General features: G+C 36.0%; 24 protein-coding genes. 7 read left to right on the forward strand and 17 right to left on the reverse strand.

The window, feature by feature from the left end:
• Positions 1–109: 109 nt before the first annotated feature.
• The 6 genes from AC0INN_RS15940 to AC0INN_RS15965 all read right to left on the reverse strand — a co-directional run bounded on the left by AC0INN_RS15940 (position 110) and on the right by AC0INN_RS15965 (position 5,143).
• The gene (locus tag AC0INN_RS15940; RefSeq protein ID WP_273649224.1) at positions 110–1,426 is read right to left on the reverse strand and encodes a T6SS phospholipase effector Tle1-like catalytic domain-containing protein; all 1,317 of its coding nucleotides are present in this window, start codon (positions 1,424–1,426) and stop codon (positions 110–112) included.
• A 153-nt stretch (positions 1,427–1,579) separates the two neighbouring features.
• Entirely contained in the window at positions 1,580–2,257 is a 678-nt protein-coding gene (locus AC0INN_RS15945; protein WP_273649225.1) for a response regulator transcription factor, read from the reverse strand.
• On the reverse strand, positions 2,241–2,939 hold the full coding sequence (locus AC0INN_RS15950; RefSeq protein ID WP_273649227.1) for a sensor histidine kinase: 699 nt from the start codon (positions 2,937–2,939) through the stop codon (positions 2,241–2,243). Before AC0INN_RS15950 ends, AC0INN_RS15945 begins: the two co-directional genes overlap by 17 nt.
• 65 nt (positions 2,940–3,004) lie before the next feature.
• Positions 3,005–3,628, reverse strand: a complete 624-nt coding sequence (locus AC0INN_RS15955) for a hypothetical protein (protein WP_273649229.1) — start codon at positions 3,626–3,628, stop codon at positions 3,005–3,007.
• An 8-nt stretch (positions 3,629–3,636) separates the two neighbouring features.
• Entirely contained in the window at positions 3,637–4,365 is a 729-nt protein-coding gene (locus AC0INN_RS15960) for a hypothetical protein (RefSeq protein WP_273649231.1), read from the reverse strand.
• A gap of 157 nt (positions 4,366–4,522) precedes the next feature.
• Positions 4,523–5,143, reverse strand: coding sequence for a DUF5715 family protein (locus tag AC0INN_RS15965; RefSeq protein WP_273649233.1), 621 nt, complete (start codon positions 5,141–5,143; stop codon positions 4,523–4,525).
• Between the two features lie 219 nt (positions 5,144–5,362).
• On the opposite strand from AC0INN_RS15965, the gene aqpZ reads away from it, so the two are divergent.
• Positions 5,363–6,079, forward strand: a complete 717-nt coding sequence (gene aqpZ, locus AC0INN_RS15970; protein ID WP_273651061.1) for an aquaporin Z — start codon at positions 5,363–5,365, stop codon at positions 6,077–6,079.
• Positions 6,080–6,112: 33 nt separating this feature from the next.
• On the opposite strand, the gene AC0INN_RS15975 is transcribed toward aqpZ, so the two are convergent.
• The 8 genes from AC0INN_RS15975 to aceB form a co-directional block, all read right to left on the reverse strand.
• The gene (locus AC0INN_RS15975; protein ID WP_273649235.1) at positions 6,113–6,658 is read right to left on the reverse strand and encodes a hypothetical protein; all 546 of its coding nucleotides are present in this window, start codon (positions 6,656–6,658) and stop codon (positions 6,113–6,115) included.
• Between the two features lie 95 nt (positions 6,659–6,753).
• A complete protein-coding gene (locus AC0INN_RS15980) occupies positions 6,754–7,743 on the reverse strand; it encodes a LuxE/PaaK family acyltransferase (RefSeq protein ID WP_273649237.1) in 990 nt (329 codons plus the stop codon).
• A 173-nt stretch (positions 7,744–7,916) separates the two neighbouring features.
• The gene (locus AC0INN_RS15985; RefSeq protein WP_273649239.1) at positions 7,917–8,708 is read right to left on the reverse strand and encodes a UDP-2,3-diacylglucosamine diphosphatase; all 792 of its coding nucleotides are present in this window, start codon (positions 8,706–8,708) and stop codon (positions 7,917–7,919) included.
• A gap of 25 nt (positions 8,709–8,733) precedes the next feature.
• Positions 8,734–9,180, reverse strand: coding sequence for a 6-pyruvoyl trahydropterin synthase family protein (locus AC0INN_RS15990; RefSeq protein WP_172280225.1), 447 nt, complete (start codon positions 9,178–9,180; stop codon positions 8,734–8,736).
• Between the two features lie 72 nt (positions 9,181–9,252).
• On the reverse strand, positions 9,253–9,636 hold the full coding sequence (locus AC0INN_RS15995) for an acyl-CoA thioesterase (protein ID WP_273649242.1): 384 nt from the start codon (positions 9,634–9,636) through the stop codon (positions 9,253–9,255).
• Between the two features lie 149 nt (positions 9,637–9,785).
• Positions 9,786–10,361, reverse strand: coding sequence for an OmpH/Skp family outer membrane protein (locus AC0INN_RS16000; protein ID WP_172280229.1), 576 nt, complete (start codon positions 10,359–10,361; stop codon positions 9,786–9,788).
• Between the two features lie 196 nt (positions 10,362–10,557).
• Positions 10,558–11,838 (reverse strand): isocitrate lyase, encoded by a 1,281-nt coding sequence (aceA, locus tag AC0INN_RS16005; RefSeq protein WP_273649244.1) that lies wholly within the window; start codon positions 11,836–11,838, stop codon positions 10,558–10,560.
• Positions 11,839–12,035: 197 nt separating this feature from the next.
• Positions 12,036–13,610, reverse strand: a complete 1,575-nt coding sequence (aceB, locus tag AC0INN_RS16010) for a malate synthase A (protein ID WP_306614032.1) — start codon at positions 13,608–13,610, stop codon at positions 12,036–12,038.
• A 126-nt stretch (positions 13,611–13,736) separates the two neighbouring features.
• Here aceB and AC0INN_RS16015 point away from each other — a divergent pair, with 126 nt between their 5' ends.
• The 3 genes from AC0INN_RS16015 to AC0INN_RS16025 all read left to right on the forward strand — a co-directional run bounded on the left by AC0INN_RS16015 (position 13,737) and on the right by AC0INN_RS16025 (position 16,715).
• Positions 13,737–15,221, forward strand: a complete 1,485-nt coding sequence (locus tag AC0INN_RS16015) for a helix-turn-helix domain-containing protein (RefSeq protein ID WP_172280235.1) — start codon at positions 13,737–13,739, stop codon at positions 15,219–15,221.
• A 77-nt stretch (positions 15,222–15,298) separates the two neighbouring features.
• Positions 15,299–15,949, forward strand: a complete 651-nt coding sequence (locus AC0INN_RS16020) for a ComF family protein (RefSeq protein ID WP_306614035.1) — start codon at positions 15,299–15,301, stop codon at positions 15,947–15,949.
• Positions 15,950–16,025: 76 nt separating this feature from the next.
• Complete coding sequence (locus AC0INN_RS16025; protein WP_306614037.1) at positions 16,026–16,715, forward strand: alpha/beta fold hydrolase; 690 nt, start codon at positions 16,026–16,028, stop codon at positions 16,713–16,715.
• On the opposite strand, the gene upp is transcribed toward AC0INN_RS16025, so the two are convergent.
• A complete protein-coding gene (gene upp / locus AC0INN_RS16030; RefSeq protein WP_172280240.1) occupies positions 16,716–17,366 on the reverse strand; it encodes a uracil phosphoribosyltransferase in 651 nt (216 codons plus the stop codon).
• Positions 17,367–17,509: 143 nt separating this feature from the next.
• Here upp and AC0INN_RS16035 point away from each other — a divergent pair, with 143 nt between their 5' ends.
• Positions 17,510–21,430: a Pls/PosA family non-ribosomal peptide synthetase gene (locus AC0INN_RS16035; protein ID WP_306614040.1), complete on the forward strand. Its 3,921-nt coding sequence runs from the start codon at positions 17,510–17,512 to the stop codon at positions 21,428–21,430.
• A gap of 11 nt (positions 21,431–21,441) precedes the next feature.
• A complete protein-coding gene (locus AC0INN_RS16040; protein WP_273649254.1) occupies positions 21,442–21,924 on the forward strand; it encodes a GNAT family N-acetyltransferase in 483 nt (160 codons plus the stop codon).
• A 116-nt stretch (positions 21,925–22,040) separates the two neighbouring features.
• Here the strand turns inward: AC0INN_RS16040 and der are convergent, their stop codons facing one another.
• Entirely contained in the window at positions 22,041–23,351 is a 1,311-nt protein-coding gene (gene der, locus AC0INN_RS16045) for a ribosome biogenesis GTPase Der (protein ID WP_172280246.1), read from the reverse strand.
• A gap of 470 nt (positions 23,352–23,821) precedes the next feature.
• Between der and AC0INN_RS16050 the strand changes: the two genes are divergently transcribed.
• Positions 23,822–24,664 (forward strand): hypothetical protein, encoded by an 843-nt coding sequence (locus tag AC0INN_RS16050; RefSeq protein WP_306614042.1) that lies wholly within the window; start codon positions 23,822–23,824, stop codon positions 24,662–24,664.
• 88 nt (positions 24,665–24,752) lie between these two features.
• Here the strand turns inward: AC0INN_RS16050 and AC0INN_RS16055 are convergent, their stop codons facing one another.
• Complete coding sequence (locus AC0INN_RS16055; RefSeq protein WP_306614044.1) at positions 24,753–26,222, reverse strand: S41 family peptidase; 1,470 nt, start codon at positions 26,220–26,222, stop codon at positions 24,753–24,755.
• Positions 26,223–26,422 lie beyond the last annotated feature (200 nt).

Here is a 26,422-nt window from a genome sequence, read left to right on the forward strand (position 1 = left end):
TACGGAAAAAGAAATGAATAGACCAGAAATAAAAAAAGCCTCCTGCATGCGGCACTTTATTATATAAGTTTCAAGTAAAAAAGGGCGAACATCTGATTTATCGGTTTACTTAATAAATAATAGACCGTATCCAATCATCATTGTTTGGAATATTACTTTCATAAGCAAAATCTGTAATGACCATATCTTCCGGAAAAAACATTTCGGTCCGGAGAGCAGAATGAAAGTTATTATCTAAGGATTTAAACGGAACATTCAGCCCACTGTTTATGATCTCCTTATACATTAAAGCTTGTGATTTTTGAAGTTGCCCTTTTTTATACAAACCGAAATTGGCTGAAATATGAATATAGCATGCAAGCTTTTCATAATCATATAAAGGTTTCTGGCATGATTTAAGATTAACTGCGTATTTTTCCAGCTCATTATAAAGGGTTTCCAAATAAAAATGTTCCGGATCTAATGTAAAATCACTTTCACTAAAGTCAGTGATAAAAACCGGAGCCACGGAATTTGTCTGCATGAGCATTAAACTCCCGTACACTTTTGAAAGATCATTATATACCATTTCTTTTTCAACATATGCCTGGGACAGGATATCCCCCTCATCGATCCGGTGATTCCTTAAAGGTATATCCCATATTTTATTTTCTTCTGTGTCTTTGGCTGTCTCTTTTACATGAGAAACATAATCATTAACATCTGAAACCTCAAAATAATTTCCTGAAATATATACCGATTGTGAGCTATTAAGATACCCTCCACCAACATCCGCATGAACACCCGGAACAAAAATTTCTTTCCAGACGCATTTGTCAGTCATAAATTCGGAATCATTCATAGTACGGGAGTTCTCAAAAAAACCGGTCAGCGGAAAAAAATACCGGCACTCGTTCATCGCACATAAGTGAAGGGCATTTTCCACTCCTTGCGATAACTTTACGTGGTATTGGTTAAATGGAGCTGATTCTACAGTATCGAACACTCCAAGGAACTTTATTTTTATATGCCCTGAAATTGAAGACCCCCGCTTTAACAGTTCATAGCAAAAATTCCTCGCCAGCATACCTCCTCTTCCAAATCCATAAACATAAAACTGATATTCTTTGGTTGTGTCTCTCATTTTATCTTCAATAAAAGCATATGCTCTCCGAAGTTTATCGTCTGAAGAATAGCCGGAACATCCTATAGGATTTTTACAGGTAGCCTTTGCAAAATCACTGTCTTCGGAGCCTGTTATTGTTCCTATTCCTTCTACATATAATTTTTCATTCCCGTCGAATACTTTAAAAAGTTTATATATGTTGGTTGGCAAAGCGTGATAACTTATGTGATCCGTCAATGTTTTTTTATCTGAAGTTGCATTGAGTCCGTTACTTCCTGCCCCATCAAAAAAAATTCCGACGGATATTATAGTATTCTCCATAATAACAATTTTAAACATTTACCCTCTGCACATTTAACAGTAAGCCTTAAAAATTTTAGCTTTCAGCAGGATAAACATTTCAAATTAACCGTGAAAAAAAATGGAATAGTAGAGTAAAAGCTACCAAATAAAAAATTCCGTATTTCTACGGAATCATATTTTTTCTATTGAATAAATATGATTGATGATGGCATAGATCACAATACCAACTGTATTTTTAGCTCCGATCTTTTCAAGGACTCTTTGGCGGTGGCTTTCCACTGTTCTAGGGCTTATAAAAAGTTTTTCCGCAATTTCATTATTGGTAAACTCCTGGCAGATGAGTTTTACAACATCTTTTTCACGCTCGGAAAGTTCATCTTCCATTTCAAATAAGGATTTCTTTTTACTGGAAGAATTCATATATGAAAAAAGCATTTGATGATCTTCTGCCGTAAAATAAACTCCGTTTTTATGTACCATGGTAATGGCCTCAATAAATGTTTTTTTATTGGAATTCTTCGGAAGGAAAGCAGACACGCCCAGTTTTACCATATACCCCAAAATGGAACTTTTATAATGAGAGGAAAGAATAATAATCTTAAGATCTGGATATTTCTCTTTAAGAATTCCCACCAACTCAAAGCCGTTCATAGGTTGCATCTGCACATCCACGAGGGCAATATCCGGAAAACTATTCTCCGCAAGACTTTCTAAATTATTTATAAAATCGGGACCGTTATCTGAAGTAAGGGTCACGGAAATATTCTGCTCGTTTGATAACAGTAACTTTATTCCCTCGAGAATTAACTGTTCATCATCTATCAGTGCTATTTTAATCTTGGAATTCATTGTTGCATGGAATTTTAATAATTAGACGACTTCTTTTACCCGGTACATTCTTCCACTTATGGATGGCATTAATGGATTTGATCCTGGATTCAATATTTTTGATGCCCATCCCTTTTTTTACCAGGTTATAATCAAATCCTTGTCCGTTATCTGAAACCACGAGTGCTGTAATTTTCGAATAATCTTTAAGATAAATCCAAATCTTCGTGGCTTCTGAATGCTTGATAACATTGGTCGTAAACTCCTGTATAATCCGGTAAAGCTGAACCTCAATAAATATATCTTTCTTTTTATAATGAGATGCCACATGTAATGAAATATTAACCCTGTTGGACAGATTTGCAATCAGTTCTTCGATGTATAAGACAAGTCCCACCGATTCCAGATTCACCGGATAGAGTGAATGAGATATTGTCCTTGCTGAATCGATAAGGGCAGACATTTGCCCGTTGATGTTCTTTTTGATCAGTTCATCGCCTTTTGTATCGAGATTATTAAGCCACAAAGAGAGAATATTGAGTCTGTTTCCCATATCATCATGAATCATCACGGCAATCCTTTTCCTTTCTTCCTCCTGGGCCTTAATATTTTCCAGTACAAGCTTTTTCTGATGAAGGACTTCAGCTTCATGCTGCACATTCTTTTCTTTGATGATCCGGTCGACAAAAGTTTTGTATGCCAACAAAATAAATACTACGATAATTGCTATGGTAACAATTATAAGTATTAAAAAATCAATATGTAAGGTTATTTCTTTAATTTGATAAAAGTGTATATAAATGAACCATACAAAATGCTTGACAGTATATTATTGGTTCCTAAAATTGTATAATAATCATCTTCTGACAAGGTGGCTATCTGATGTTGAATGATAAAAATAAAGACCGAAACAGAGTAATAGAAAAAAATACAGGCATCTACCAGGGTAAACCTGTTGATGGCTTTATTATTTTTAATTTGTTGCAGTAAAGTAGATCCTGCAAAGCAAATAATGATGATGTTGGAAGTTACTTTTACAACATCATCATTAAAGTAAATCTTAAACGTTTTATTCATCAGTAAAAAACCGAGAGAAAGAACCGCTACCGGAATCCATCCGTATTTAGATATTCCCAGCTTTCTAATGAATAAACTTGTCAAAAGGAAAAATTCGCCAGCTATATAAATAGGGTACAAAAATGAAGTGTCCTTGTAATGCAGAACAACCGTTAAAAAATTAGTGGCCGCTTCAATGAAAAAAAGAAATCCGATATAAAAAACATATTGTTTTTCTTCCTTTTTAAGAACGGAATACTTTGCTATCCCAAAAATAAGGGAAACAAGAAGTAAAAAATTAGTGATACCCCACGTAGTAATAAAATAGCTATGCATTTATTGTTCTATAATTGACAAATTGGAGGACATGGTCTGGACCAGTCGTAGGTATTGGAAATAACTTCTACACTTCCTGTATTTTGCAGATCTTTATAAAATGAAATAAAGATGAGTGTTACCAATGGTCTCTGATAAATTTCAGAAAATTTAATTCCGAAAGAGCATATGATGTAGCTCAATCCTTCTTTGGATGGACACAAATCTTCAACAGGTACATAGAATCTCTTAAAAATCCTTGCTCCTTTGAATTCATCACATTCCCTGTAAAACCAGGTAGATCCTTCATCTCTCCAGAGCTCAATAGCAGCAACAGCTTTATCCTGCTCCATTATCGGCATATTAGCTACCGGTAAATACATATCCGCTGTTTTATCTACCTGCTGAAGTTCCTTAGAAAGAACGGCGTTTTTTACTAATGTATATTCTTTGGTTTCTACTAAAGTAAGATTCGATGTAAGTTCTGCAAGAATACTGTATGGATATTCATTAACAGCAATTTTTTGTCCGTTGACATCAAGAGGGCAAAGGATCAGTACAAGCTGATTTTTGTAAACCCCTATTTCAGAACAAAAATCATCACATTTGTTGTTCTTTTTTAACCAATCAATCTGATCAAAGGAAAGGGTAAAAACATAATTGGGGGGAATAAGTTTTTTTATCGTTGAGTAATCTTTAGAACTGGTATCCCATGCGGCGATTGCAGCGGCATACTCTTCTCTGTTGAAAATTATCATATTTACATGGTTTTAGTGCCATAAAATTATGTAAACTAAACTACCTATGCAAATATCCCATCTATAATTGAAGATTTATTAATATTTTTAAATACATAAGAATAGCCTATTCAAAGGCCTTTCCAAAGGAAGTGCTATTGTTTCTTTTCAAGCAGACTTAATAGTTCCTCACTGTAATATGGTAACAGCTCTGTTGTTTTTCTTTGATGTAATAAATCCTCCCGGCATTCGCATAAAATTTCAACACCTTTTCAAGGGCAATTTCCATTTTAGGATTATACTTCAGGACATCATTAAACCGTATATAGGAGATATCAAAAGAGTTACCATAGTTGTGGGAGCTGATTCCGAGGGAAGCATTGGAGTTTACTCGTCTTAGCCTGCATTGATCCTCAAGCGTTCTTGTCATGGATGAAACCGTAAAAGTATGTCCTTTTGTTTCTTTACTGAACCTGGCTCCCATTTTCTCGAGTGTTGTTTTTGCCTTGGAAACCATATACGGCCTACTATAATCCAGTTTTTGAACCCGATAACCTTTTCCTGACTTTTTTATTTTATGAAATTTTCCACTGTTGATGTATTTCTGAACCGTTTTACTATTTGTTAATAACTTTACACCAAAGCTCCTTGAAGCATCGAGATGTGGCTTATAAAGCGGAGTCGGCTCTACCTTTAAAACCTCTGCAAGATCGTAACAGATCCCTATTTTTTTTGAAGATTGCCCATAATGAAAACATCCTATAAAACATCCAAAAATCAAACAAAGAATTTTTTTCATTCGCCGTTTTTTTTAATTAAAAAAATGAAAAATAAACATTTATGCAATGTAGTTCAACCATAAGAGATGTATATTTAAAATATATACTTCAATAAATTTCATATTACATTATCATATTCACACTTGTTAATCAAATTAATTTAATTCTTTTTAAAAATTAATTTGAAAATCTGAAATTTAAACTATAAATTTGGTTTCAATATAAAAATAAACATTATGATAAAAAAACTTTTTGCTGAATTTTTCGGCACATTTTGGCTTGTTTTTGGCGGTTGCGGTAGCGCAGTCTTTGCCGCCGGAGTTCCCGATATCGGTATAGGTCTTTTAGGTGTTGCTTTAGCATTTGGTCTTACAGTGCTTACCATGGCATACGCTGTAGGTCATATATCAGGTGGACATTTTAATCCTGCAGTTACTTTCGGCCTTTTAGCCGGAGGAAGATTTTCTTTCAAGGATCTGATTTCATATGTTGTCGCACAATGTCTCGGAGCAATTGCAGCAGCAGGATGTCTTTGCATTATACTGAATGGAGCCGGAGCTTTCAGCGCCGAAGGGCCCGGAGCCTTTGCAACGAATTTCTATGATATGCCAGGTTATAACAACAGAAGCTATTCAATGGGGGCAGCTTTCTTAGCAGAATTTCTGTTAACAGCTTTCTTCCTTATCGTTATTATGGGCGCAACGGATAAATGGGCTAACGGGAAGTTTGCAGGAATCGCTATTGGTCTTGCTTTAACCCTGATCCATCTGATTTCCATCCCAATTACAAATACTTCTGTAAATCCTGCAAGATCTTTGTCTCAGGCATTATTTGTAGGAGGAGCTGCCATGTCCCAATTATGGTTATTCTGGGTAGCACCTATCCTTGGTGGAGTTGCCGGTGGGATAATTTATAAGTTTTTACTTCAGCGGTCAGACAATGAGGTCGCTGCTTAATCATAAAAAAATCCTGTCGATCTGACAGGATTTTTATTTTCTTTTTTTAATATCGAACGGGTTTTTAAAAATCAGTTCTTCATGTTTTCCTTTAACTTCCATTTTTTTCTGAAGTAAATTCAAAGCCATTTTCCGGATAAAAAGGTCTTTATCATTAAGCTTCCAGTAAGAATCCATATGTACCTGTACCGGTTTTTTAATGTGATAAAATTCCGTTTCCCATGTATCCTCATTATGATAAAACTCAATAAGCCCACAATGTTCCGGAATCTGTTCATGATCGACCATTCCCATAGGAAGGAGAAAGCTAAATGCGTTACAAACATAATCACCACATGAGATTTTGTCGTGTTTTAAAAATTTTTCTCCTGTAGATGCATTCTGATAAGATTTTTTGAAATCATTCTTAAAATCACTTTTAGAGAGTTTAATCTCTATTTCATGACTTAACCCCATAGCATCAATAATCAGAATATCAGCTTCCCAATCTGAATGAAAATGATTGGTTAAAACAAGTTCTTTCTCAAAGTCACAATGAGAATGAATGAATGCATGAACAAGTTCTTCAATTTTTAGCATATTTCTTTTGGGCATAAGGTTGGGAACGAGAGATTTCAGAGGGTAAGCTCTGGAAACTTTGAGATGAAATCTAAGGCTTGCACATTACGCATACCTCAGCTCACCAATAAACTGCATCCCCTGATATCTGAATGATCTATCCTTCCGAGGATCTGAAATTTATTTTTCGGAAGCATCTTACCCAGATCCTGAGTCGCAATAAAGGAGCAGGAATGAAAATTCGCCAAATCGATAATATTCACAGCACCTGTTCTTCCTTCTTTTTCATAGGTTAAAGGATCTTCAGCATTTCTCACCAGCACCCGCATCCATTTCGGACATTCATACTCGTTATTTCCTAAAGAGTACGCCTGTGATAAAAGTTCTGTCATAGAATACTCGGAATATATGGCATTGGTGTTAAAACCTTTTTGTAAAATCACCAACAGTTCATCCTTTGTCATTTCTTCTTTACGCCCCTTCATTCCTCCTGTCTCAATTATTATAAGATTTTTAGAAAAACCAATCGGCTCATCACCTTTTTGGGAGGCACAAAAATCCAGAAAATCTAAAAGCGCAAAAGAAACCCCGAAAAGAATTACTTTTTTACCCTTCAGAATTTTTAAAAGTTCAAATAAATCAGCATGATTGTATAAAAAATATCCGTTTTCAGACTGGGCAGAAACATTCATTAAGTAATCCACCATATAAATCAGAGAAGAATTTTTCTTTTCCAGGTAGCTCGGAAGAAGGCCAAGAAATATAAAATCCTCAGGTTTTCCGATAAACTGTTCAAAACTCTTATAAATACTTTCCCTATACAGATTTTCATTAGCAATGAAATGTTTTGACAAATTCATCTGCGTGGTTCCGGAGCTTTGAAAATACAGATCAGCGACTACTCTTTTATCGAGGATCTGATGATTTTTAAACATCTCAATGGGTAAAAATGGAATTTTTGTCACTGTGTCAACAGTGTCAGGATCAATTTTCAGGTAATCTACAAATTTCCTGTATACATCAACATTTTCATATTGATAGCGAAATGTTTTTAAAGAAGCATTTAAAAAATCCTGTTCAGTTCGTATGTTGAATATATTTTCCAATTTTCTAAATTTTTAACATTCTTTTGATCTCATTTTTAACCGGTTATCCTTACAACATTCTTTTTTAATATTTTTTTAATATAAATTGAAATTTTTGGTCAAATTCTTGCAATACTATTTTCGGAATATGGATTAAAAACAGAGTGAATTTATTCATTCGAAGATTACCTCTTTTAGAGGTAATTTTTTTTTGCCTTATCGTCAAAAGTTTTTAATTCAAAATCTTTTTCAAAGACCCCGTAGGTAAAGTAAGAAATCCAATCTCCGAGATTGATGTATTTAGCTTTATGTTCGAGCTCTAAAACCATAGGAAGATGACGATGTCCATAAATGAAATAATCAATTTTCTCTGTTTTCAATTTTTCTTTTGAATAGATGATCAGAAACTCTTTATCCTCTCCTAAAAATGCTTTATCCTCTTCACCGGAAATCATTTTATTTTTCTGGGAAAGATATAACGCAATCTTCATGGCAATATCCGGATGAAGCCATTTAAAAGCCCATTGTGCAATAGGATTGGTGAATAGCTTTTTCATTCTTTTATATCCTTTATCCCCCGGACCCAAACCATCTCCATGAGCAAGAAGGAACTGCTTGCCACCCATTTCAAAATATTGCCTCTTATAGAATACAGTACATCCGATTTCCTCTTCCAGATAATCTTTCATCCATAAATCATGATTTCCCACAAAGAAATAAACATGAATCCCACGATCCTTCAGTTCAGCAATTTTTCCTAATACACGAACGTATCCTTTGGGAATAACATATTTCCATTCATGCCAGAAGTCAAAAAGGTCACCCATTAAAAATAAAACCTGAGCATCTTCCTTTATCTCATCCATCCAGCGTATAAACTTCTCCTCACGAACCTTGCTTTGTTTAGGATCAGGAGCGCCAAAATGCTGGTCGGATGCAAAATATACTTTTTTTCCAGGTTGTAAATTGATGGTTGTCTTTAGCACCGGTTGAGTTTTTTATTGAATACAATTATACATTATCTTCTGCAAACCATTCTCCGTAAGAGTTTTCAGTTTCATGAAGTTTAAGATAAGCTAAAGAAACCTCAGCAGGAAGCTTAGATTTTATTTTAGCAGCGATAGCATACAGCATATTTTCGCATGTAGGCTGGAAATTACAATAGATTACTTTATGCCCTCTTTCTTCAAGATCTTCACCCAGTTCCTTATGCGGCGATAATCCGTTGATCAATACTGCATGATCCCAAACATCTACAATTTCAGATTTTACGATACTTTTAATATCACCAAAATCCACTACCATCCCATTTTTAGGGTTTTCCAAATCATTAATAGGCTTTCCTTTCACTGTTACAAACAGCTTATAGGAATGTCCATGCATATTTTTACACTTTCCATCGTAATTATATAGCACATGTGCTGTTTCGAATGTAAAAATTTTTGTAATACGTATCATGATGCAAAGATAAGGAATTTGGGCTGAGTATGGGCCACATGCCAAGGAGTACAATCAAATGAACGGTGATATTTAAATCTTCTCCAGCCAATCACTTTTCAGCCTTTGAATCCTTTGTGTTTTAGAATCAATAAGAACCCAAAGTGTTAATGAATCTACCACAAGCTCTCCATTACAATAAAATTCAACCTTTCTGGGTTGCCTGATTCCTTCAGGATTTTTAGGATATGTTTTTACAGTAATAACATCATTCAGATAGACTTGCTTTTTGTATTGGATATGATGATCAAGCAGCATCCATATATCTTCGGGGTATTCAGTTAAATGCTTTACAGAATCCCAATGTTCGGTTGCAATTTCCTCTACCCAACTCACATATTGTACATTATTGACATGCTTATTCTGATCTATATTTTCTTCTGTTACCTTGATCTGCTTTTCATACACTAGACTCATCTCTCTTCAAAATTTATCCAAAAATAAGGCATAAAAAATAAAATCTGCTAAAACAGGAAATACCTTTCCTGTTTTATTATTTTAATTTGATCAAAAAAAGCAGAATCGAATAAATCCGATTCTGCTTTTATATTATAACTTAAAAGTTTTTACTTAGTTTTTGCAGCGGGTTTAGTGGCTGTTGCAGTAGCTCCCAGTTTGGTTTTTACAGCCGGTGTAATATCCTCGCTTCCGTCTGTATATACCAGATTGTTGGCTCCCTGCGCGGATGAAGTATCGAATACATAGCTCAGATTTCTTTCTTTTGCTACAGCAGAAATCGCATTTTGGATTTTTTGCTGTACAGGAGTAAATAACTCGGTCTGTTTAGCAGAAACCTCCTTCGCCGCCTGACCTCTGGCATCTTCTATCTTTTTACCTAATGTCTGTAATTCTGTTTGTGCAGCCATCAGCTCTTTGGTAACAGCCTCTTTATTGGCTTCACTCAATGTCTTCTCTTTATCTTGAGCTGCCTTAAGTCTGGTTTGATATTCTGTGATCAACTTCTCAATTTCAGCCTGCTTGGTTTTAGTCAGGTTATCAATAGTAGAGGTTACCGTTTTCACTTCAGACATACTTGCAAAAATATCATCAGAGTTTACATGGCCAATCTTCTGTTGGGCGTGAGCAGCGTTAGCCGTTAGCGTAAGTCCTGCTGCAATAAAAAGTACCTTAATTAACTTCATTTTTTTATTAAATTGTTTAAAAAACACTATTTTTTTAGTTTTCAAATATAATACAAATTTTCATTAGTTTTTTAAACCTTTATTCCCGTCCAAAAGCCTGCAAACCTGAGAATATTTAATTTCTTCATCGCAAAAATCCTTCCCAACATGGAGAAGGATTTCAAACAATATGTATAATGTGGAAAAAACTTACTTCTTAATGAAACTGTGCTATTTCAGTAGAGTCTTTCATGGCGACAGTTGCTGAAGAACCACCTGTTACCACATTCTGAATCTCATCAAAATATCCGGTTCCTACAAAAGACTGGTGTTTCACGGCCCTGAACCCTTTTTGCTGTAAAGCAAACTCACGTTCCTGTAACTCGGAATATCCAGCCATTCCTTTTTCTTTATACGCTAATGCCAGCTCAAACATTGCTGTATTGAGTGCATGGAAACCAGCCAACGTGATAAACTGGAATTTATATCCCATTTTGGCAAGCTCCTCACGGAAAGTAGTCATTTCCTCAACACTTAATTTGGCAGCCCAATTGAATGAAGGTGAACAGTTATACGCTAACATTTTTCCAGGAAATCTGGCATGGATTCCCTCAGCAAATCTTCTTGCCTGTTCCAGATCAGGATTAGACGTTTCCATCCAGATCAGATCAGCATAAGGCGCATATGATAAACCACGGTCGATTCCTTGTTCTACTCCGTTTTTCACTACATAAAATCCTTCTGAAGTCCTCTCTCCGGTCACAAATTTCTTATCTCTGTCATCAATATCTGAAGTCAGAAGGTCTGCGGCATCAGCATCTGTTCTTGCAATAATGACACTCGGAACCCCTGCTACATCGGCAGCTAAACGGGCAGCTACTAATTTATTGATGGCTTCCTGAGTAGGTACCAATACCTTACCTCCCAAATGTCCGCATTTCTTTGCAGAAGACAGCTGGTCTTCAAAATGAACCGCTGCTGCTCCGGCCTCGATCATCTGTTTCATCAGTTCAAACGCATTCAGATTACCTCCAAATCCAGCCTCTGCATCAGCAATAATAGGAACAAGGTATTCTTTATCGCCACCTCCGTTTACAGACTGGATCTGATCCGCCCTTAACAGAGCATTATTGATTTTCTTAACTACAGAAGGAACGGAGTTCGCTGGATACAAAGATTGATCAGGATACATTTCTCCTGATAAATTCGCATCAGCAGCCACCTGCCAGCCCGAAAGGTAAATAGCCTCCAACCCGGCATCTACTTCCTGTACTGCCTGATTTCCTGTTAATGCGCCCAATCCGGCTACAAAATCCTGAGTCGTAAGCTTCTCCCAGAATTTTTTAGACATTTCAGTGGCGATCGTGTAATCGATCGTATAAGATCCTCTGAGCTTTAAAACCTCTTCAGCTGTATAAGGTCTTTGTACTCCCTTCCAACGTGGATTGTTCAGCCAATCCTGCTCTAAAGCCTGAATTTTTTCTTGTTTCGTTTTCATAATATTTTGATTTGTATTTAGTTATAAATTATTTTTATAAAATTCGGAATACGAGTTCTACAGGTTTATCATTGGAATTCCATCAGCTTGACCAAAAAGAACATATCGCTCATAGATTCAATGATTTCAAAAACCAACTCGAAAAACTATATCGGATTCTTACCCACAACTTTTCTTTTCCCCAACGCTCTTATACGTTAAATAAAAGGATACGCTTTCAAAGTGAGGAATTCTTCAAATTTTTCTGAGAAGATCAATTCGTTAAAAAGCTCTTTAGCCAGATTAAATTTCCCGTTTTTAAAGCGCTCTTCACCTACATATTTTTCAATGGTATCCATCTCTTCTCTTTCCCACTGAAGAACCATTTCTCTGGTAAGAATCCGGTCATCAATTAAAACAGCCTCATTCTTCAGCCATTGCCAGATCTGTGTCCGTGAAATTTCTGCGGTAGCTGCATCCTCCATAAGATTATAAATAGCCGCTGCACCTATACCCATCAACCAACTTTCGAGATAAAGAATTCCTACATTAATATTTTTACGAACACCTCTTTCACTAATCTCTCCCTTAGGAATTTCCAGCAGATCACTTTCCTTGATTTGATAATCCACTTTCTTGTCAATTTGGTTTTTTGAAGGCATATATTCGTCAAAAATATCTTTAGCCAAAGAAACCAAAGCAGGATGGGCTACCCAGGTGCCATCATGCCCATTTTTTACTTCACGCTCCTTATCTGCTTTTACTTTTTCAAAGGCAATATGATTCGCCTGATCATCATTTTTTATAGGAATCTGAGCAGCCATTCCTCCGATGGCATGCACATTTCGTTTGTGGCAAATTTCAATCACCCTTTTGGAATAGGCAGTCATAAACGGAGAGGTCATGGTTACCTGATCACGATCCGGTATTATAAATTCAGGAAGGTTTCTGAATTTTTTAATAAATGAGAAAATATAATCCCATCGTCCGCAGTTCAATCCTGCGCTGTGTTCTTTTAGCTCATATAAAATTTCGTCGATCTGAAACGATGCGGTGATCGTCTCTATTAAAACCGTAGCCTTAATCGTACCTCTTGGAATCTGAAGATAATTCTGGGCAAAATCAAAAACTTCATTCCACCATCTGGCTTCTTTATAGTGTTCCAGTTTGGGAAGATAAAAGTAAGGACCACTCCCCTTTTCAAGAAGCCTTTGTGCATTCCTGAAAAAATAAATCCCAAAATCAACCAATGAACCGGAAGCCTCTTCACCGTTGATCTCGATATGCTTTTCATGAAGATGTAATCCTCTTGGACGAACTAGTAATACGGCGGTCTTTTCCTGCAATTGATATGCTTTCCCTTCTCGGGTTGTAAAATCTATACTTCTGTTAATGGCATCTGAAAGATTAATCTGCCCTTCCATGCAGTTTTTCCATGTAGGAGCATTGCTGTCCTCGAAATCTGCCATAAATGTGGATGCTCCAGAATTAAGCGCATTAATGATCATTTTACGATCTACCGGACCCGTAATTTCAACTCTCCGGTCAAGTAAATCTTCAGGCAATGGCGAACATACCCAATCTCCATTTCTTATTTCTTCTGTCTGAGGTAAAAACCTGGGAAGATTTCTGCGATCAAAATCAAGCTGAGTTTCTTTTCTTTCTTCTAAAAGATCAAGCCTTTTAGCATTAAAGTTCTGGTGAAGTTCAATCAGAAACTCTATCAATTCGGGATTGAAAATCTCTTCAAACTGGCTTTGAGCCTTTATTCTTAATTGGGTGGTTGTTTCCATAACTCATTGATTTTGTGATTTGATATTACAAACATAAATAAAAATTTTCACAATTAGCGAACGTTCGCTAATTATTTTTAAAAATTATTATGCGAATAATCGCAATCAAATATCTATATTTGAGTAATGAATGCAGAAAGTGATTTTATTAAAACGGTTTTCGGGCTTAAACTGAAGCAGCTGAGACAAAAGAAAAATTGGTCTCTGCAGGACCTTGCCGTAAAAACAGGGTTATCAAAATCTTACCTCAACGAAATTGAGAACGGAAAAAAATACCCCAAGCATGATAAGATCATCCAGCTTTCCGAATCTCTGAACTGTACATTCGATGATCTGGTTTCTACGAAACTGGACAAAAGCCTGGCTCCGTTTAATGAAATTTTACAATCGGATTTTTTTAAAGAAGTTCCCCTGGACCTTTTCGGAATAAATAAAAATAACCTCATCAGCATCATCAGTGATGCCCCAAAAAAGGTCACCGCCTTTATCAATGCACTGATTGAAATATCTCAAAACTACAATCTGGGAAAAGAGCGTTTTTATTTTGCCGTATTGCGATCCTTCCAGGAACTTTATGATAATTATTTTCCTGATATCGAAGAAAAAGTATTATCCTTTGCTCAGGAGCATTGTTTAGAGTTCAGTAAAAATCTGGATCCGGATATTTTACAAAATATCCTCAATGAAAAATTCAACTACACGATTCAATCCAAAGATTTCGAACCTTTTGGAACATCCGTGCATCTCCGTTCATTATTTATTCCTGAAAAAAAACTTTTACTGCTCAACAGCAAATTAGAAAAAGACCAGAAGACATTTATTCTCGCTAAAGAAATTGGTTTTAATGTTCTTGAATTAAAAAACCGTCCCAACACCTACTCATGGCTGGATTTCGGAAGCTTCGAGGAAATCCTGAACAATTTCTATGCGTCCTATTTCGCCGGCGCACTATTGATTTCGAAAGAGCAGATTATAGAAAATACTTCTGACTTCTTTTTACAAAATAGCTGGAAACCCAAAAGCTTCACCCATCTCATTGAAAGCTTTACGAATTCTCCGGAAACATTTTATTACAGGCTGACTAATGTCCTGTCTTCAGAATTAGGAATAAAAGATTTGTTTTATTTATGCCTGGTTAAAAAGAAAGATTCCGAAAGAATTCAGATTTTAAAAGAACTGCATCTGAATCACCAGCAGGCTCCTCATGCTAATGCTACGAATGAACATTATTGCAGAAGATGGATTGCTGTAAAAAATCTTCAGGATTTAACGGAAAATGAAACATTAACGGACGCTCAGATTTCCCATTATAAAGATCAGGGAATAAGTTATCTCGTTATTTCCACTTCCCAGAAAAACCCTTTTTCAGACGGCAGTAACCGAAGCTACTGTCTGGGAATATTATTAAATCCTCAAACAATAAAGAAAATAAACTTTATCAAATCTCCAAGTTTACCAACGATCAACGTGGGGGTAACCTGTGAATCCTGCAGTATTGCAGATTGTGAAGTAAGACAAGCTCCACCGGTTCGTCTTGAGAAGGAATATTTTAATCAGAGTATGAAAAATTCCATTGAAAAAATCCGAAAGGAAGTAGAATCTCAGGGTTAAAAAGGATTACATTCTTTCATTACTTCTTACCTCTTTCATTTTTCAGCTAATAAACTTATATTAGTAAAAACACAAAAATGATTCTTGACCTTCTTTTCCCCAATCGTTGCATCCACTGCAACCGGATCATCGATGCAGATCTTCTGGTATGCTCCTCCTGTTTTGAACATATTCATTTTACCCATTTCAATTATTTAGAAGATAACCTGTTTAAAGAAAAATGCAAATTATTGTTTCCGGTTGAAAACGCATATGCGCTCATGTATTTTGAGGAGGAAAACTTAAGCCGTAAGATCATCCACGAATTAAAATATAAAAACAGGGAAAAAACCGGCAAAGTGATTGCAAACTGGACAATCGGGAGACTGGATTTTAAAAATAACAAACCTGATTTACTGGTAAGCGTTCCACTTCATCCTAAAAAAGAAAGAGAAAGAGGATATAATCAATTGCATCTGTTTACAGAAATACTATCCAGCCAATATCATATTCCATTTGACCATCACCTGATCAAAAGAAACTACTACTCACAAGCTCAGGCCCTAAAAGATAAAAAACATCGCCTAAAAAATGACAACACTTTTTCAATATCCAAAAAGCTATCCGACAAACATATTTTATTAATTGATGACGTTTTTACCACCGGCAATACGATCGCAACTATAGCATGGGAAATCTTAAATAGCGGCAATAACAAAGTGAGCATTCTGGTAATGGCAATAGATTAACCTCTAACTTCTAACCTCTACACCTTACTTCCAGCTTTCAATTCTTTTTCATAATTTTCCGGATAAACTAATAGATATGAAAAACCTGCTTTTACTGCACGGTGCTTTAGGGCACAGTGATATTTTCAAACCTTATCTAAAGGACTTATCAAAACAATTCAATATACACACCCCTCTTTTTTCAGGGCATGGAAACACTGAAATTCCGCAAGATGGTATCAGCATAGAAAAATACACTCAGGAACTGGCTGAATACTGTAAGCAACAAAAACTCAATGATGTTTATATTTTCGGACACAGCATGGGTGGCTATGTTGGTCTCTGCTATGCTCTGCAGGTACCGGAAAAAGTAAATTCCGTATTGACATTAGGCACAAAATTCGACTGGACAGAGGAGCAGGCTTTAAAGGAAAGTACAATGCTTGACCCTGAGACCATTCTTTTAAAAATTCCAAAATATGCTGAACAACTGGAATTACAACACGGCTCCCAATGGAAAGAGCTGCTTCCCGCAATTGCCGGCATGATGGTTTCTTTAGGTAAAAAACCACCGCTAAATTCAGATAGTTTATCAAAGATTACAACTCCAGTCCAGATCATGGCCGGAGACCATGATAATATGGTAACATTGGAAGAGACCGTTCAAACCTATCGTCGTATTCCTAACGCAAGATTAATGATACTTCCGGACACCAGACATCCAATGGAAAAAGTACGTCCGGTATTATTGATGGATATAATGAAGGATTTCTGGAATCTGTATTAATTACCGCTGTAATTTTTCACCATAGCTAAGGTCACCGGCATCTCCCAATCCGGGAGTAATGTAGCCTTTGGAAGTCAGTTGATCATCAATAGCACCTACCCAAATTTTTGCTTCAGGATAAGCTTTTTCAATTGTTTCTACTCCCTGTTTAGATGCGATGGCCGCTACAATGTGCAATTGAGTAGGTGTTCCGTGTGTGAGTAAGTCTTTGATTGCTTCAATTAATGACGCTCCTGTAGCCAGCATAGGATCTCCCACGATTAAAGGTCTTCCTTCAATACTTGGACAAGTAAGATAATCCTGCTTGATCGAAAAATAATCGTTGGCATCATGTTTTCTATAGGCTGCTACAAAACCGCAATCAGCTTTATCCAAATAATTTAATATTCCCTGAAATAGAGGAACTCCTGCCCTAAGAATAGTAGTAATCACTGGTTGTACTGCAATTTCCCTAACCTTTATCGTATCCAGAGGAGTCTGGATTTCAACTTCTCTTTGCTCAAGTTCTTTACTGATTTCAAAAGCGGCAATCTCTCCGATACGTTCCATATTTCTACGGAATCTCAATCGGTCATGTTGAACATCTACATTACGCAGTTCGTTAATCCACTCATTAACAAGAGAAAAGTTTTCAGATAAAATAGTAACCATGAAATTTTAAATTTTAATTAGAGTTGGCGGGCTTTAATTCCTGCAAAATTACAATTAAAAAACGAAATCCGAGATTGAACGTAAACAGAAATAAAGTATATTTATGAAAGTTTCCCAACACATCTTTACATAAAAAATCTTGAATGATGAAAAGTTTAATTTTAGGAAAAATAGCTCCTGAATTTTTAAAGGAAGAGACTCTTCCCGGGTTATTAGCTCCTATTTTTGAAAAATACAAAAATAAAACAGCATTTATATTTAATGGTAAAAAACTCTCTTATGAAGAACTCAATAACTGGAGTAATGCAATTGCTTTACAGCTTCACAATGAAGGTATAAAGCCGGGCGATAGTGTCGGGGTTTGGTATCCCCGAAGTATGGAGCTTCCAGTTGCTATTTTAGGAATATTAAAGGCCGGAGCCTCTTATGTTCCACTGGACCGGGAGATGCCTGAAGACAGGATAAGAAAAGTTTTTACAGACATTCATGTAAAAGCTTATTTCTCTGATGCAGATGCCGGAATCCATTGTCGGCCTCTAGCCATTGCCCCACAACCGGACACCACTATCCCTCCAATCAGCGATCCGATTAGCTCCGATCAATGGGCATACGTGTTATTTACTTCCGGAAGTACCGGAAATCCTAAAGGAATTCCAATTTCCCACAGGAATATCTGTCATCTTATAAGATCTGAAGAAGATTTCATAGGAATAAAAGATACCGATATTGTATATCAGGGGTTTTCCGTCTCCTTTGACATGTGGTGTGAAGAGGTATGGATCAGTCTTTTTTCCGGTGCAACGATATGGATTGCAGATGCCCTTACTGTAAAAGCTATTGATGAATTAAGTGAGGTATTAATCAGGAATAAAATCACTGTTCTTCATGCAGTACCCAGTATCTTAGCCATCATCGAGGAGGTTCCTTCAGTGAGGATCATCAATACAGGGGGTGAAGCATGCACAAAACAAGTACAGGAAAAATGGGCAAAGCCTTACAGAACCTTCATCAACAGCTATGGTCCCACGGAAACTACAGTATCTTCCAACATGGCTAAGCTGAAGGATGATGACGAGCTTACGATTGGCCATCCTCTACCCAATTATCATATTGCTGTGGTTGATGAAAATCTGAATATCATACCACGAGGAGAAAGGGGTGAAATGATCATTTCTGGTCCCGGAGTCAGTAATGGCTATTTCAACCTCCCGGAACTAACAGATCAAAAATTCCTGAAAAATCCATTTCCTGAACTTCCCGGCGATACCATTTACAAAACTGGAGATGCTGTTATTATACGGGAAAACGGTTTTATAGATTTTCAGGGAAGAATAGATGACCAGATCAAACTCCGTGGCTACAGGATTGAATTGGGAGAAATAGAAGCCCGGTTGAATCAGCTTCCCGGCATTTCTTCAGCAGCTGTTGCCGTGAAAGAAGACGCTAACGGACAGGGGCAACTCGTTGGCTATACTGTAATGAGTGACGATCATGAATTCGATGAAAATACAATACGTAAAGAGTTAGCAAAGTTTCTGGCACCTTATATGGTTCCCGTCTCGATCATCAAAATGAAGGAAATGCCCAGGATGCCGAGTGGAAAAATTGACCGAAAAAAACTGCCGGTTCCTGAAAGCTTCATCAGTCATGAGAAAAGTGAAGACATTGAAATAAATCCTGAAGCTCCTATCGAAGAAAAACTTTTGCAGACCCTTCATTGGATGTTTCCAGGAAAAGAGATCCAATTACATCAGGACTTTTTTACGGATCTGGGAGGACATTCCTTGCTTGCTGCAACATTAGTTTCTCACCTCCGGCAAAAAGCAGGGATTCCTTACGCTTCTTTAAAAGATATTTATGAAAACAGGCCGCTTTCCGCTTATTCAGATTGCCTTAAAAATAAACACACTGAAAAGACATCCGATCAGGAACCGTTTACAAGAGTTTCGTCATTTCAATATTATGCCTGCAATCTTGCCCAGACTATTTCCTTACTGGTTGTTTTTGCATTATTTAGTGTACAGATATTTTTCCCCTATCTTAGTTATTATTATTTCCAGCTTAACGGGTACGGAACCGGATTAGCCCTGTTAAGTGCTATTCTTTTGTATACACTCATACCACCGGTTTATTCTGTTATTATTCTTTTAACAAAGTGGCTTGTTATCGGAAAAATAAAAGAAGGTGATTATCCGTTGTGGGGCTGGTATTACTTCAGATGGTGGCTCTGGAAAACCGTAAAAAGACTGATGCCTTCAGAATTTATTGTTGAAACCCCATTGTATCCGAAATATCTGAAATTATTAGGTGTACAAGTTCATCCGAGCGCACAGCTTAGCCTTTTACCTATTGCAGCTGAAGATCTTGTTACCATTGATCAAAACGTAACCACGAGCTCAGGATGTAGTATTGATAATGCATCTGTAGAAAATGGAGTGCTTAAAATAAGAAAAGTACATATTAAAGCACACGCTTATCTTGGTTCTTCAGCTATCGTATGTGGTAATACTGTCATTGAGGAATTCGGAGAACTTCAGGATCTCAGCTGTTTAAATGAAGGAAATACGATCGGGTACGGTGAAGTCTGGGATGGTAGCCCGGCTGAAAAACTAAGAACAAAAAGTAAGGAAGAGACGCAGATTCCACAGCTGGTTTCTGCCGCAAAAAGAAACAAATATGCTATCATATATGCATGTTCTCTTTTTTTCTTCCCACTTTTAATCGTTTTACCTCTTGCTCCAACATTGTACACCTTGTATTATCTGGACGACCGTTCAGCGGATTACAGTTTCTATTACCTATGGCAGGCTCCTATTCTATCTACAATCTACATATTAATTTTTATCGGGGTTGTCAGTATTATCACAAGGTGCCTGCAATACCGTATGAAGCCGGGAATATATCCTGTTTACAGTTTTATCTATTATCGGAAATGGGTAAAAGATCAGATATTTAATCTTGCATTAACCGTCGTACATCCTCTTTTTGCTTCGATTTATATCAGTAAATTTTACAGGATGATGGGAGCTAAAGTGGGCAGAAATTCAGAAATCTCCACAGCAAGCGATGTTTCCCACAATCTTCTGGAAATTGGAGAGGGATCTTTTATTGCTGACGCGGTCATCCTGGGGGAACATGATGTAAGAAATGAAAAACTGATCCTGGCAAAAACCAAGATCGGCAACAATAGTTTTGTAGGAAACAGCGGATTGATCCCACAGGGATATGAATTAGGAGATAATATGCTTATCGGCGTGCTAAGCAAAGCTCCGAATGAAGAACAACTTAAAAACTCTTCTGAAAAAGACTGGCTTGGATCTCCGCCAATCGGACTTCCCTCAAGACAAAAATCGGAGCGCTTTGACAATAGCCTTACCTACAACCCTCCCTTCGGTCTTAAGTTTGCACGTGCTATTGTGGAGGGAATCCGGATTATTCTGCCTCAAACCGTTATTATTATCTGCAGTGTATTATTTATTGCCTACACCAGCAATTATCTTGAAGGAAGAATCCATCATTTGATCTTATTTTCTCCATTTTATTATCTGGGAATTGTAGCCCTACCTTCCTTTTTCTTTACGGTAATCCTTAAATGGGTTCTCGTTGGAAAGTATAAAAAAACAGAAATGCCCATGTACAGCCTAAAAGTCTGGTTGAGTGAAGGAATAACTACAGTATATGAGGCACTCCCTGTAATCTTCTTTCTTGATTTCCTGCGGGGAACGATGTGGCTTCCTTTCTTTATGAGATTTTTGGGTGTGAAGATCGGTAAAAGGGTGTGGCTCAATACAACAGATATTACAGAGTATGATATGGTAACGATAGATGACGAAGCAATGTTAAATGAAGACTGCGGGCCGCAGACGCATCTTTTTGAAGATCGTATTATGAAAATAGGAAGTGTAAAAATCGGTAAGCAGACAACCATTAATTCAAGAACCATTATTCTTTACGATACCGAAATAGGTAATAACGTAAATGTTGATGCCCTTTCACTGATTATGAAGGGCGAGGTACTTTCTGATAACACATCCTGGCACGGAAGCCCGATACGAGGAAAATAAAACATTATATTATGAACTTTACAATCCGAAAAATAAAAATATCAGACCATCTCCCCATTGTGGATGAGTTGGTAGGAGAGCTTCATGTTTCTGAAAAGGAAATGAATGAGAAAACAGCCGACTGGGGCAAGATCAGAAAACATTATTTGCGCTTTATGACCGACTGTGAGGAAGAGAATAACGGAACATTTCTTATTGCTGACGCAGAGGGAAAAGCTATTGGTTTTTTATTCGGGTATATTGATGAAAAAGATGACAGCAACTTTGAACTAGGAGATGCAGACGACCTGTATGTTTCTGAAGGATATGTAAAGCAGGAATATAGAAAACACGGAGTTTACACTGCCCTAAACAAAGCATTTGAAGAAACCTATAGAGATTTTAATATCCGGAAAATTTACAGATTTACTTTATGCAGTAACCATATTATGCAAAGCTGGCTTGATAAACAAGGCTATAAACCTGTCCGGTTAATGTATGAAAAGTGGCTGTAAAGGATAAAATATATTTGATGAAAGAAAAAAAGTTCTGGTAAGATATTTCTTACCAGAACTTTTTAAATATCGATTATTACTTTGTGACACTTTTTTAATAAGCGCAGCCGAAGTAATTATTTTTGTCTGAAATATACCTCGATAGGAACTCCGGTAAATCCGAATTCTTTTCTCAATTGATTTTCAGTAAATCTCTTATACGGTTCTTTTATATATTGTGGAAGATTACAGAAGAATACAAACTGCGGTGACGGCGTAGGAAGCTGCACACAATATTTGATTTTAATGAATTTTCCTTTATTTGCCGGAGGTGGAGTTTGTTCGAAAATAGGAAGCATCACTTCATTTAATTTCGAAGTTTTAATCTTCTTCTTACGGTCTTCATATACCTGCATCGCCACTTCTACCGCCTTCAGTATTCTCTGTTTCGTTAATGCAGATACAAACAGAATTGGAATATCCTGGAACTGCCCGATCTTATCTTTAATTGCTTTTTCAAAATCACGGATCGTATTGGTTTGCTTATCTTCAATCAGATCCCATTTGTTAACCAGGATCACAATTCCTTTTCTGTTCTTCTGTGCTAAACCAAAGATATTCATATCCTGAGATTCCCATCCCTGAGTAGCATCTACCATAATGATCACTACATCAGAATATTCAATAGAACGAATTGATCTCATTACAGAATAAAACTCAAGATCTTCGGAAACTTTAGCCTTACGACGCATCCCCGCAGTATCTACCAATACAAACTCGTGCCCGAATTTATTATATAGTGTTTGTATACTGTCTCTGGTTGTTCCCGCAATATCTGTTACAATATTTCTCTCTACATCCAATAAAGCATTCGTTAAAGTGGATTTTCCTACATTCGGACGACCAGCGATCGTAATTTTAGGCAATCCTTCAAAAGGGTCCTGATAATCCGTGGTTGGGAAATCTTTAACGATATCATCTAACAGATCTCCTGTTCCTGATCCTGTAGCAGAAGAAAGAGTATAATATTTTTCGATTCCTAACTGATAAAATTCTGTAGCTGCCAATTCTTCTTTTGCAGAATCTACTTTATTTACAACAATATAAACCGGCTTATTGGATCTTCTTAATAATTCATGAATTTCATAATCCGTATCTGTAAGGCCTTCCTCTACATTAAGCATAAAAATAATAGAAGTAGCTTCATCTACTGCCAGCTGTACCTGTTTACGGATTTCTTCTTCAAAAATATCCTCTGTCCCCACATCATAGCCTCCGGTATCAATTACCGTAAATTCTACTCCGTTCCAGTCGGATTTTCCGTAATGACGGTCTCTTGTAACACCTGCAGTAGAGTCTACTATAGCTTCTCTTCTCTCCAGGAAACGGTTAAATAATGTGGATTTTCCTACGTTGGGACGCCCAACGATAGCGACAATGTTTGACATAAAAAATGTTTAATAATCCTTCGATTCTCTCAGGACAAGTTATTAATGAGTTACTCCAACCTTTGGAGCTCAATTTTTTGCAAAGATAGGGCTTTATATCTAGCAATTGAAACTCAAAGTATTAAAAGTATTTAATCCCTTCAATTTTTTATAAAATTTAGCTGATCAAAAATTTTCTATATCACTAATAAATACAAAAATACCATCCATTTAATTTTTTTAGAAAGTTGAAAAAATATTTTAAAAAAAAGCAAATACCAAATATCATAATTTAGCTTTTATATCAGAAAAATTAAAAATTTAATTTTATTATTATTTTGGCATGTTTTTTCCTTCTGTAAGAAAAATTCATTGTTATATTCATACATTATAACTTATTTAAGATAAGCAACTTTAAACTCTCCTTAAATTTTCAGCATATCCAACATAAACAGATCTAACAAACACATTGATAATTTAAAATTTACGTTATGAAAAGAAACATTACCTTAAGTATTTGTTTATTACCAGCATTCTATTTTGCACAGGTAGGGATTAATACACAAGTTCCTGATGCGACCTTACATGTAAAATCTCAAAATACAGCCTCAACCGACAAAACATTTTATGTACAAAACGGGAAAGTATCAGATTCCAATAATTTAGAAGTCTACGGTGATAACAGGACCTACATAGGAAAACCAGATAATCAGACACCTGATGCTGTAAATGATGCATTACTCAATCTGTATGGCGAAAGCTCACGATCTAATCTCAGGCTCATTAACCCTCCTTCCACCGAAAACCAGTCGGATGGAAAAGTTAGACCTGGTGTAAACTATAATAAGTTAGCCCCACTATACATTGATGCAAATGGACATATTGTAAAAGCCTATGATCCTTCTTCTCCTACTGCTTTAAGTTTTGATGGCAACTACACAGTGCCTAATAATTCTGACGGAATAAAAATTATAGACATCACAGCTAAAGGTGTTGTAACATTCAAAGTTTATTCAGGTTTGGTATTAGGTCCGGCTGGTACAGGATCAAATATTCTGGCAACGATAAATTTCGGAGTTAATTCCGGATTTTCAGTATCTAATTTCAGTTCCGCTTCCGGTTCTACATCAACTCGCTATCCGGTAACGAGTTCAACATCTGATAATGGTGATACCAGTATATCTTCTTATACAGCTGATGCAACTTTTAACTTTGGAGCCAATAATACCAGCTTGGTCTTTTTTTATCAAAACGGAGCAATATATGCCAGATTATCTGGAGGGAATATCAATTCTGTAGCGATCAATATTTTTGAATCAAAACGTTTTAGATAAAAATAACAGAAACCTCATTATTAAAATTAATCCGTGGAACAGCTTATTCCACGGATTAATTTTATAAAGTACAAACGTCAACTTTACTTTATGATTTACGAGAAAGTAATTGTAACGAATATTGCAACTCAGGATCTTTTCGTTCTTTTAACACTTTTAAAAAGAAATTATTATCAATCTTATAGTCCGGAATTACACCTGTGCAATTGGGAATATTATCATTTTCATTATTATTGAAAAAGATTTCTGTACGCGGAATAGATATGGTCATTTTAGTATTCGGTAATTTATAAGTAAGAAACCAGGCTGCCGTCGTAAAATTACTACAAGAACCCGTTTCCTTTCCAACGATTTCGCCTCGTTTTTCCTTTTTAAACAGAGAAGCAAAGTAAGTAGCCGCTGAAAATGTACGGTTGTTAATGAGGAGAATAACTTTTCCATCGAAAAACAGTCCATCTCTTGGATAGTTTTTGATATAGGTATCATCCAACCTGTTATTCCCAAAATAATAATCTCCCTTTTCAGATTTATCAAATCGTTGTCTCATAAAATTATTAGAATCCCTGATGTCTTTCTCAGAGTAATATCGGTCAGTTTGGGGATCTATCAGGTAATCACTATAATTGATATCAATGACTTTACTCCCGTATTTATAAGAGTTTGTAAAGATCTTTTCTTTTGACATAAATGAGTACAAAAGTGGAATATTGGTAACAGAACCACCAGAGTTGTTACGGATGTCTACAACAAGATTTTTGTATTTTTTATTTTTAATTTTCTGAAAATATTTCTTCAGCTTCTCGTAAAAAAAACTTTCATCATAAGAGAATGATCTTACAGATAAATAAAATGTATCAGGACTAATTTCATACCCAAAGATTCCATAGATTTCGGAACTCACATCAATTGGTAAAACAGCATGCCGGGATTCGTAATTAAATCGTGTAAATGTAATGCCTTCCAGACTAGCTTTTTTCTGTTCTCCGTTAAGTGTCTGATATTTGATCGTAAAAGTATGATCTTTATTTTCATTAATAAATGAAACATACATGGATATATCCAAGTCTTCTACTTTAATATTTCCATCTGCTTGTTCAGGAATTTGTTTTAAAATATCCGCAACACTTCTGTTGTTAATTTCCAAAAGCTTACTCCCAACCTCAATGTTGTATTTATTATCTGCATTTACATAAACATTTCCGTTGTTAACATAAGTAATTAGTGGAAAAAAATAAGTAGAATTAAGGTAGTCTTCATGATAATTAGAATCTGGAATAAAAGAAATATGTCCGTCACCTAATACCCTTCCAGGATTATTAATATTAAAATTAATATAGCTGGGATCTTTTTCAATTACTTTCCGAAGGGAATCCAGCTTCTTTGCAATAGCTTCTTTGCTATGAAATCTATAAGGATTAGGGTGCTGATTTAAAAGAATAGCAGTAGCAATATCAAAATCTTTAAGATAAGCATCTTTGTTTATTTCAGAAATTGAATATTGACTAAAAAGAGAGGTAAAAAAAGATAGTAATGAGAAAACAAATATCTTTTTGATCATAATATTATAAATTGAATTAAAAAATGAATCATGATTTTCATGACTTTACAAATTGGATTTAACAAAAAGCTTACACCTTTTATATTGATTCTTCTATGGATTTCTCGGATGCCCACGAGCATTACTATAATCATCCAACGGTTGATCTTGCAGATGATCAACATTTCTTTTAATAGTGTTTTTAACTACTAGCGTTAATG

The organism is Chryseobacterium subflavum (assembly GCF_055762745.1).

Bases quoted from the DNA above. Each gene is read 5' to 3' on its own strand.
- AC0INN_RS16050 (WP_306614042.1), top strand. From the start codon at position 23,822: ATGAAAAGAAACATTACCTTAAGTATTTGTTTATTACCAGCATTCTAT.
- AC0INN_RS15965 (WP_273649233.1), bottom strand. From the start codon at position 5,143: ATGAAAAAAATTCTTTGTTTGATTTTTGGATGTTTTATAGGATGTTTT.
- AC0INN_RS16035 (WP_306614040.1), top strand. From the start codon at position 17,510: ATGATGAAAAGTTTAATTTTAGGAAAAATAGCTCCTGAATTTTTAAAG.
- AC0INN_RS16015 (WP_172280235.1), top strand. From the start codon at position 13,737: ATGAATGCAGAAAGTGATTTTATTAAAACGGTTTTCGGGCTTAAACTG.
- AC0INN_RS15955 (WP_273649229.1), bottom strand. From the start codon at position 3,628: ATGCATAGCTATTTTATTACTACGTGGGGTATCACTAATTTTTTACTT.
- AC0INN_RS15990 (WP_172280225.1), bottom strand. From the start codon at position 9,180: ATGATACGTATTACAAAAATTTTTACATTCGAAACAGCACATGTGCTA.
- AC0INN_RS16020 (WP_306614035.1), top strand. From the start codon at position 15,299: ATGATTCTTGACCTTCTTTTCCCCAATCGTTGCATCCACTGCAACCGG.
- AC0INN_RS16040 (WP_273649254.1), top strand. From the start codon at position 21,442: ATGAACTTTACAATCCGAAAAATAAAAATATCAGACCATCTCCCCATT.
- AC0INN_RS16055 (WP_306614044.1), bottom strand. From the start codon at position 26,222: ATGATCAAAAAGATATTTGTTTTCTCATTACTATCTTTTTTTACCTCT.
- aceB (WP_306614032.1), bottom strand. From the start codon at position 13,610: ATGGAAACAACCACCCAATTAAGAATAAAGGCTCAAAGCCAGTTTGAA.
- AC0INN_RS15975 (WP_273649235.1), bottom strand. From the start codon at position 6,658: ATGCTAAAAATTGAAGAACTTGTTCATGCATTCATTCATTCTCATTGT.
- upp (WP_172280240.1), bottom strand. From the start codon at position 17,366: ATGGTTACTATTTTATCTGAAAACTTTTCTCTTGTTAATGAGTGGATT.
- AC0INN_RS15995 (WP_273649242.1), bottom strand. From the start codon at position 9,636: ATGAGTCTAGTGTATGAAAAGCAGATCAAGGTAACAGAAGAAAATATA.
- der (WP_172280246.1), bottom strand. From the start codon at position 23,351: ATGTCAAACATTGTCGCTATCGTTGGGCGTCCCAACGTAGGAAAATCC.
- aceA (WP_273649244.1), bottom strand. From the start codon at position 11,838: ATGAAAACGAAACAAGAAAAAATTCAGGCTTTAGAGCAGGATTGGCTG.
- AC0INN_RS15960 (WP_273649231.1), bottom strand. From the start codon at position 4,365: ATGATAATTTTCAACAGAGAAGAGTATGCCGCTGCAATCGCCGCATGG.
- AC0INN_RS16025 (WP_306614037.1), top strand. From the start codon at position 16,026: ATGAAAAACCTGCTTTTACTGCACGGTGCTTTAGGGCACAGTGATATT.
- AC0INN_RS15940 (WP_273649224.1), bottom strand. From the start codon at position 1,426: ATGGAGAATACTATAATATCCGTCGGAATTTTTTTTGATGGGGCAGGA.
- AC0INN_RS15945 (WP_273649225.1), bottom strand. From the start codon at position 2,257: ATGAATTCCAAGATTAAAATAGCACTGATAGATGATGAACAGTTAATT.
- AC0INN_RS16000 (WP_172280229.1), bottom strand. From the start codon at position 10,361: ATGAAGTTAATTAAGGTACTTTTTATTGCAGCAGGACTTACGCTAACG.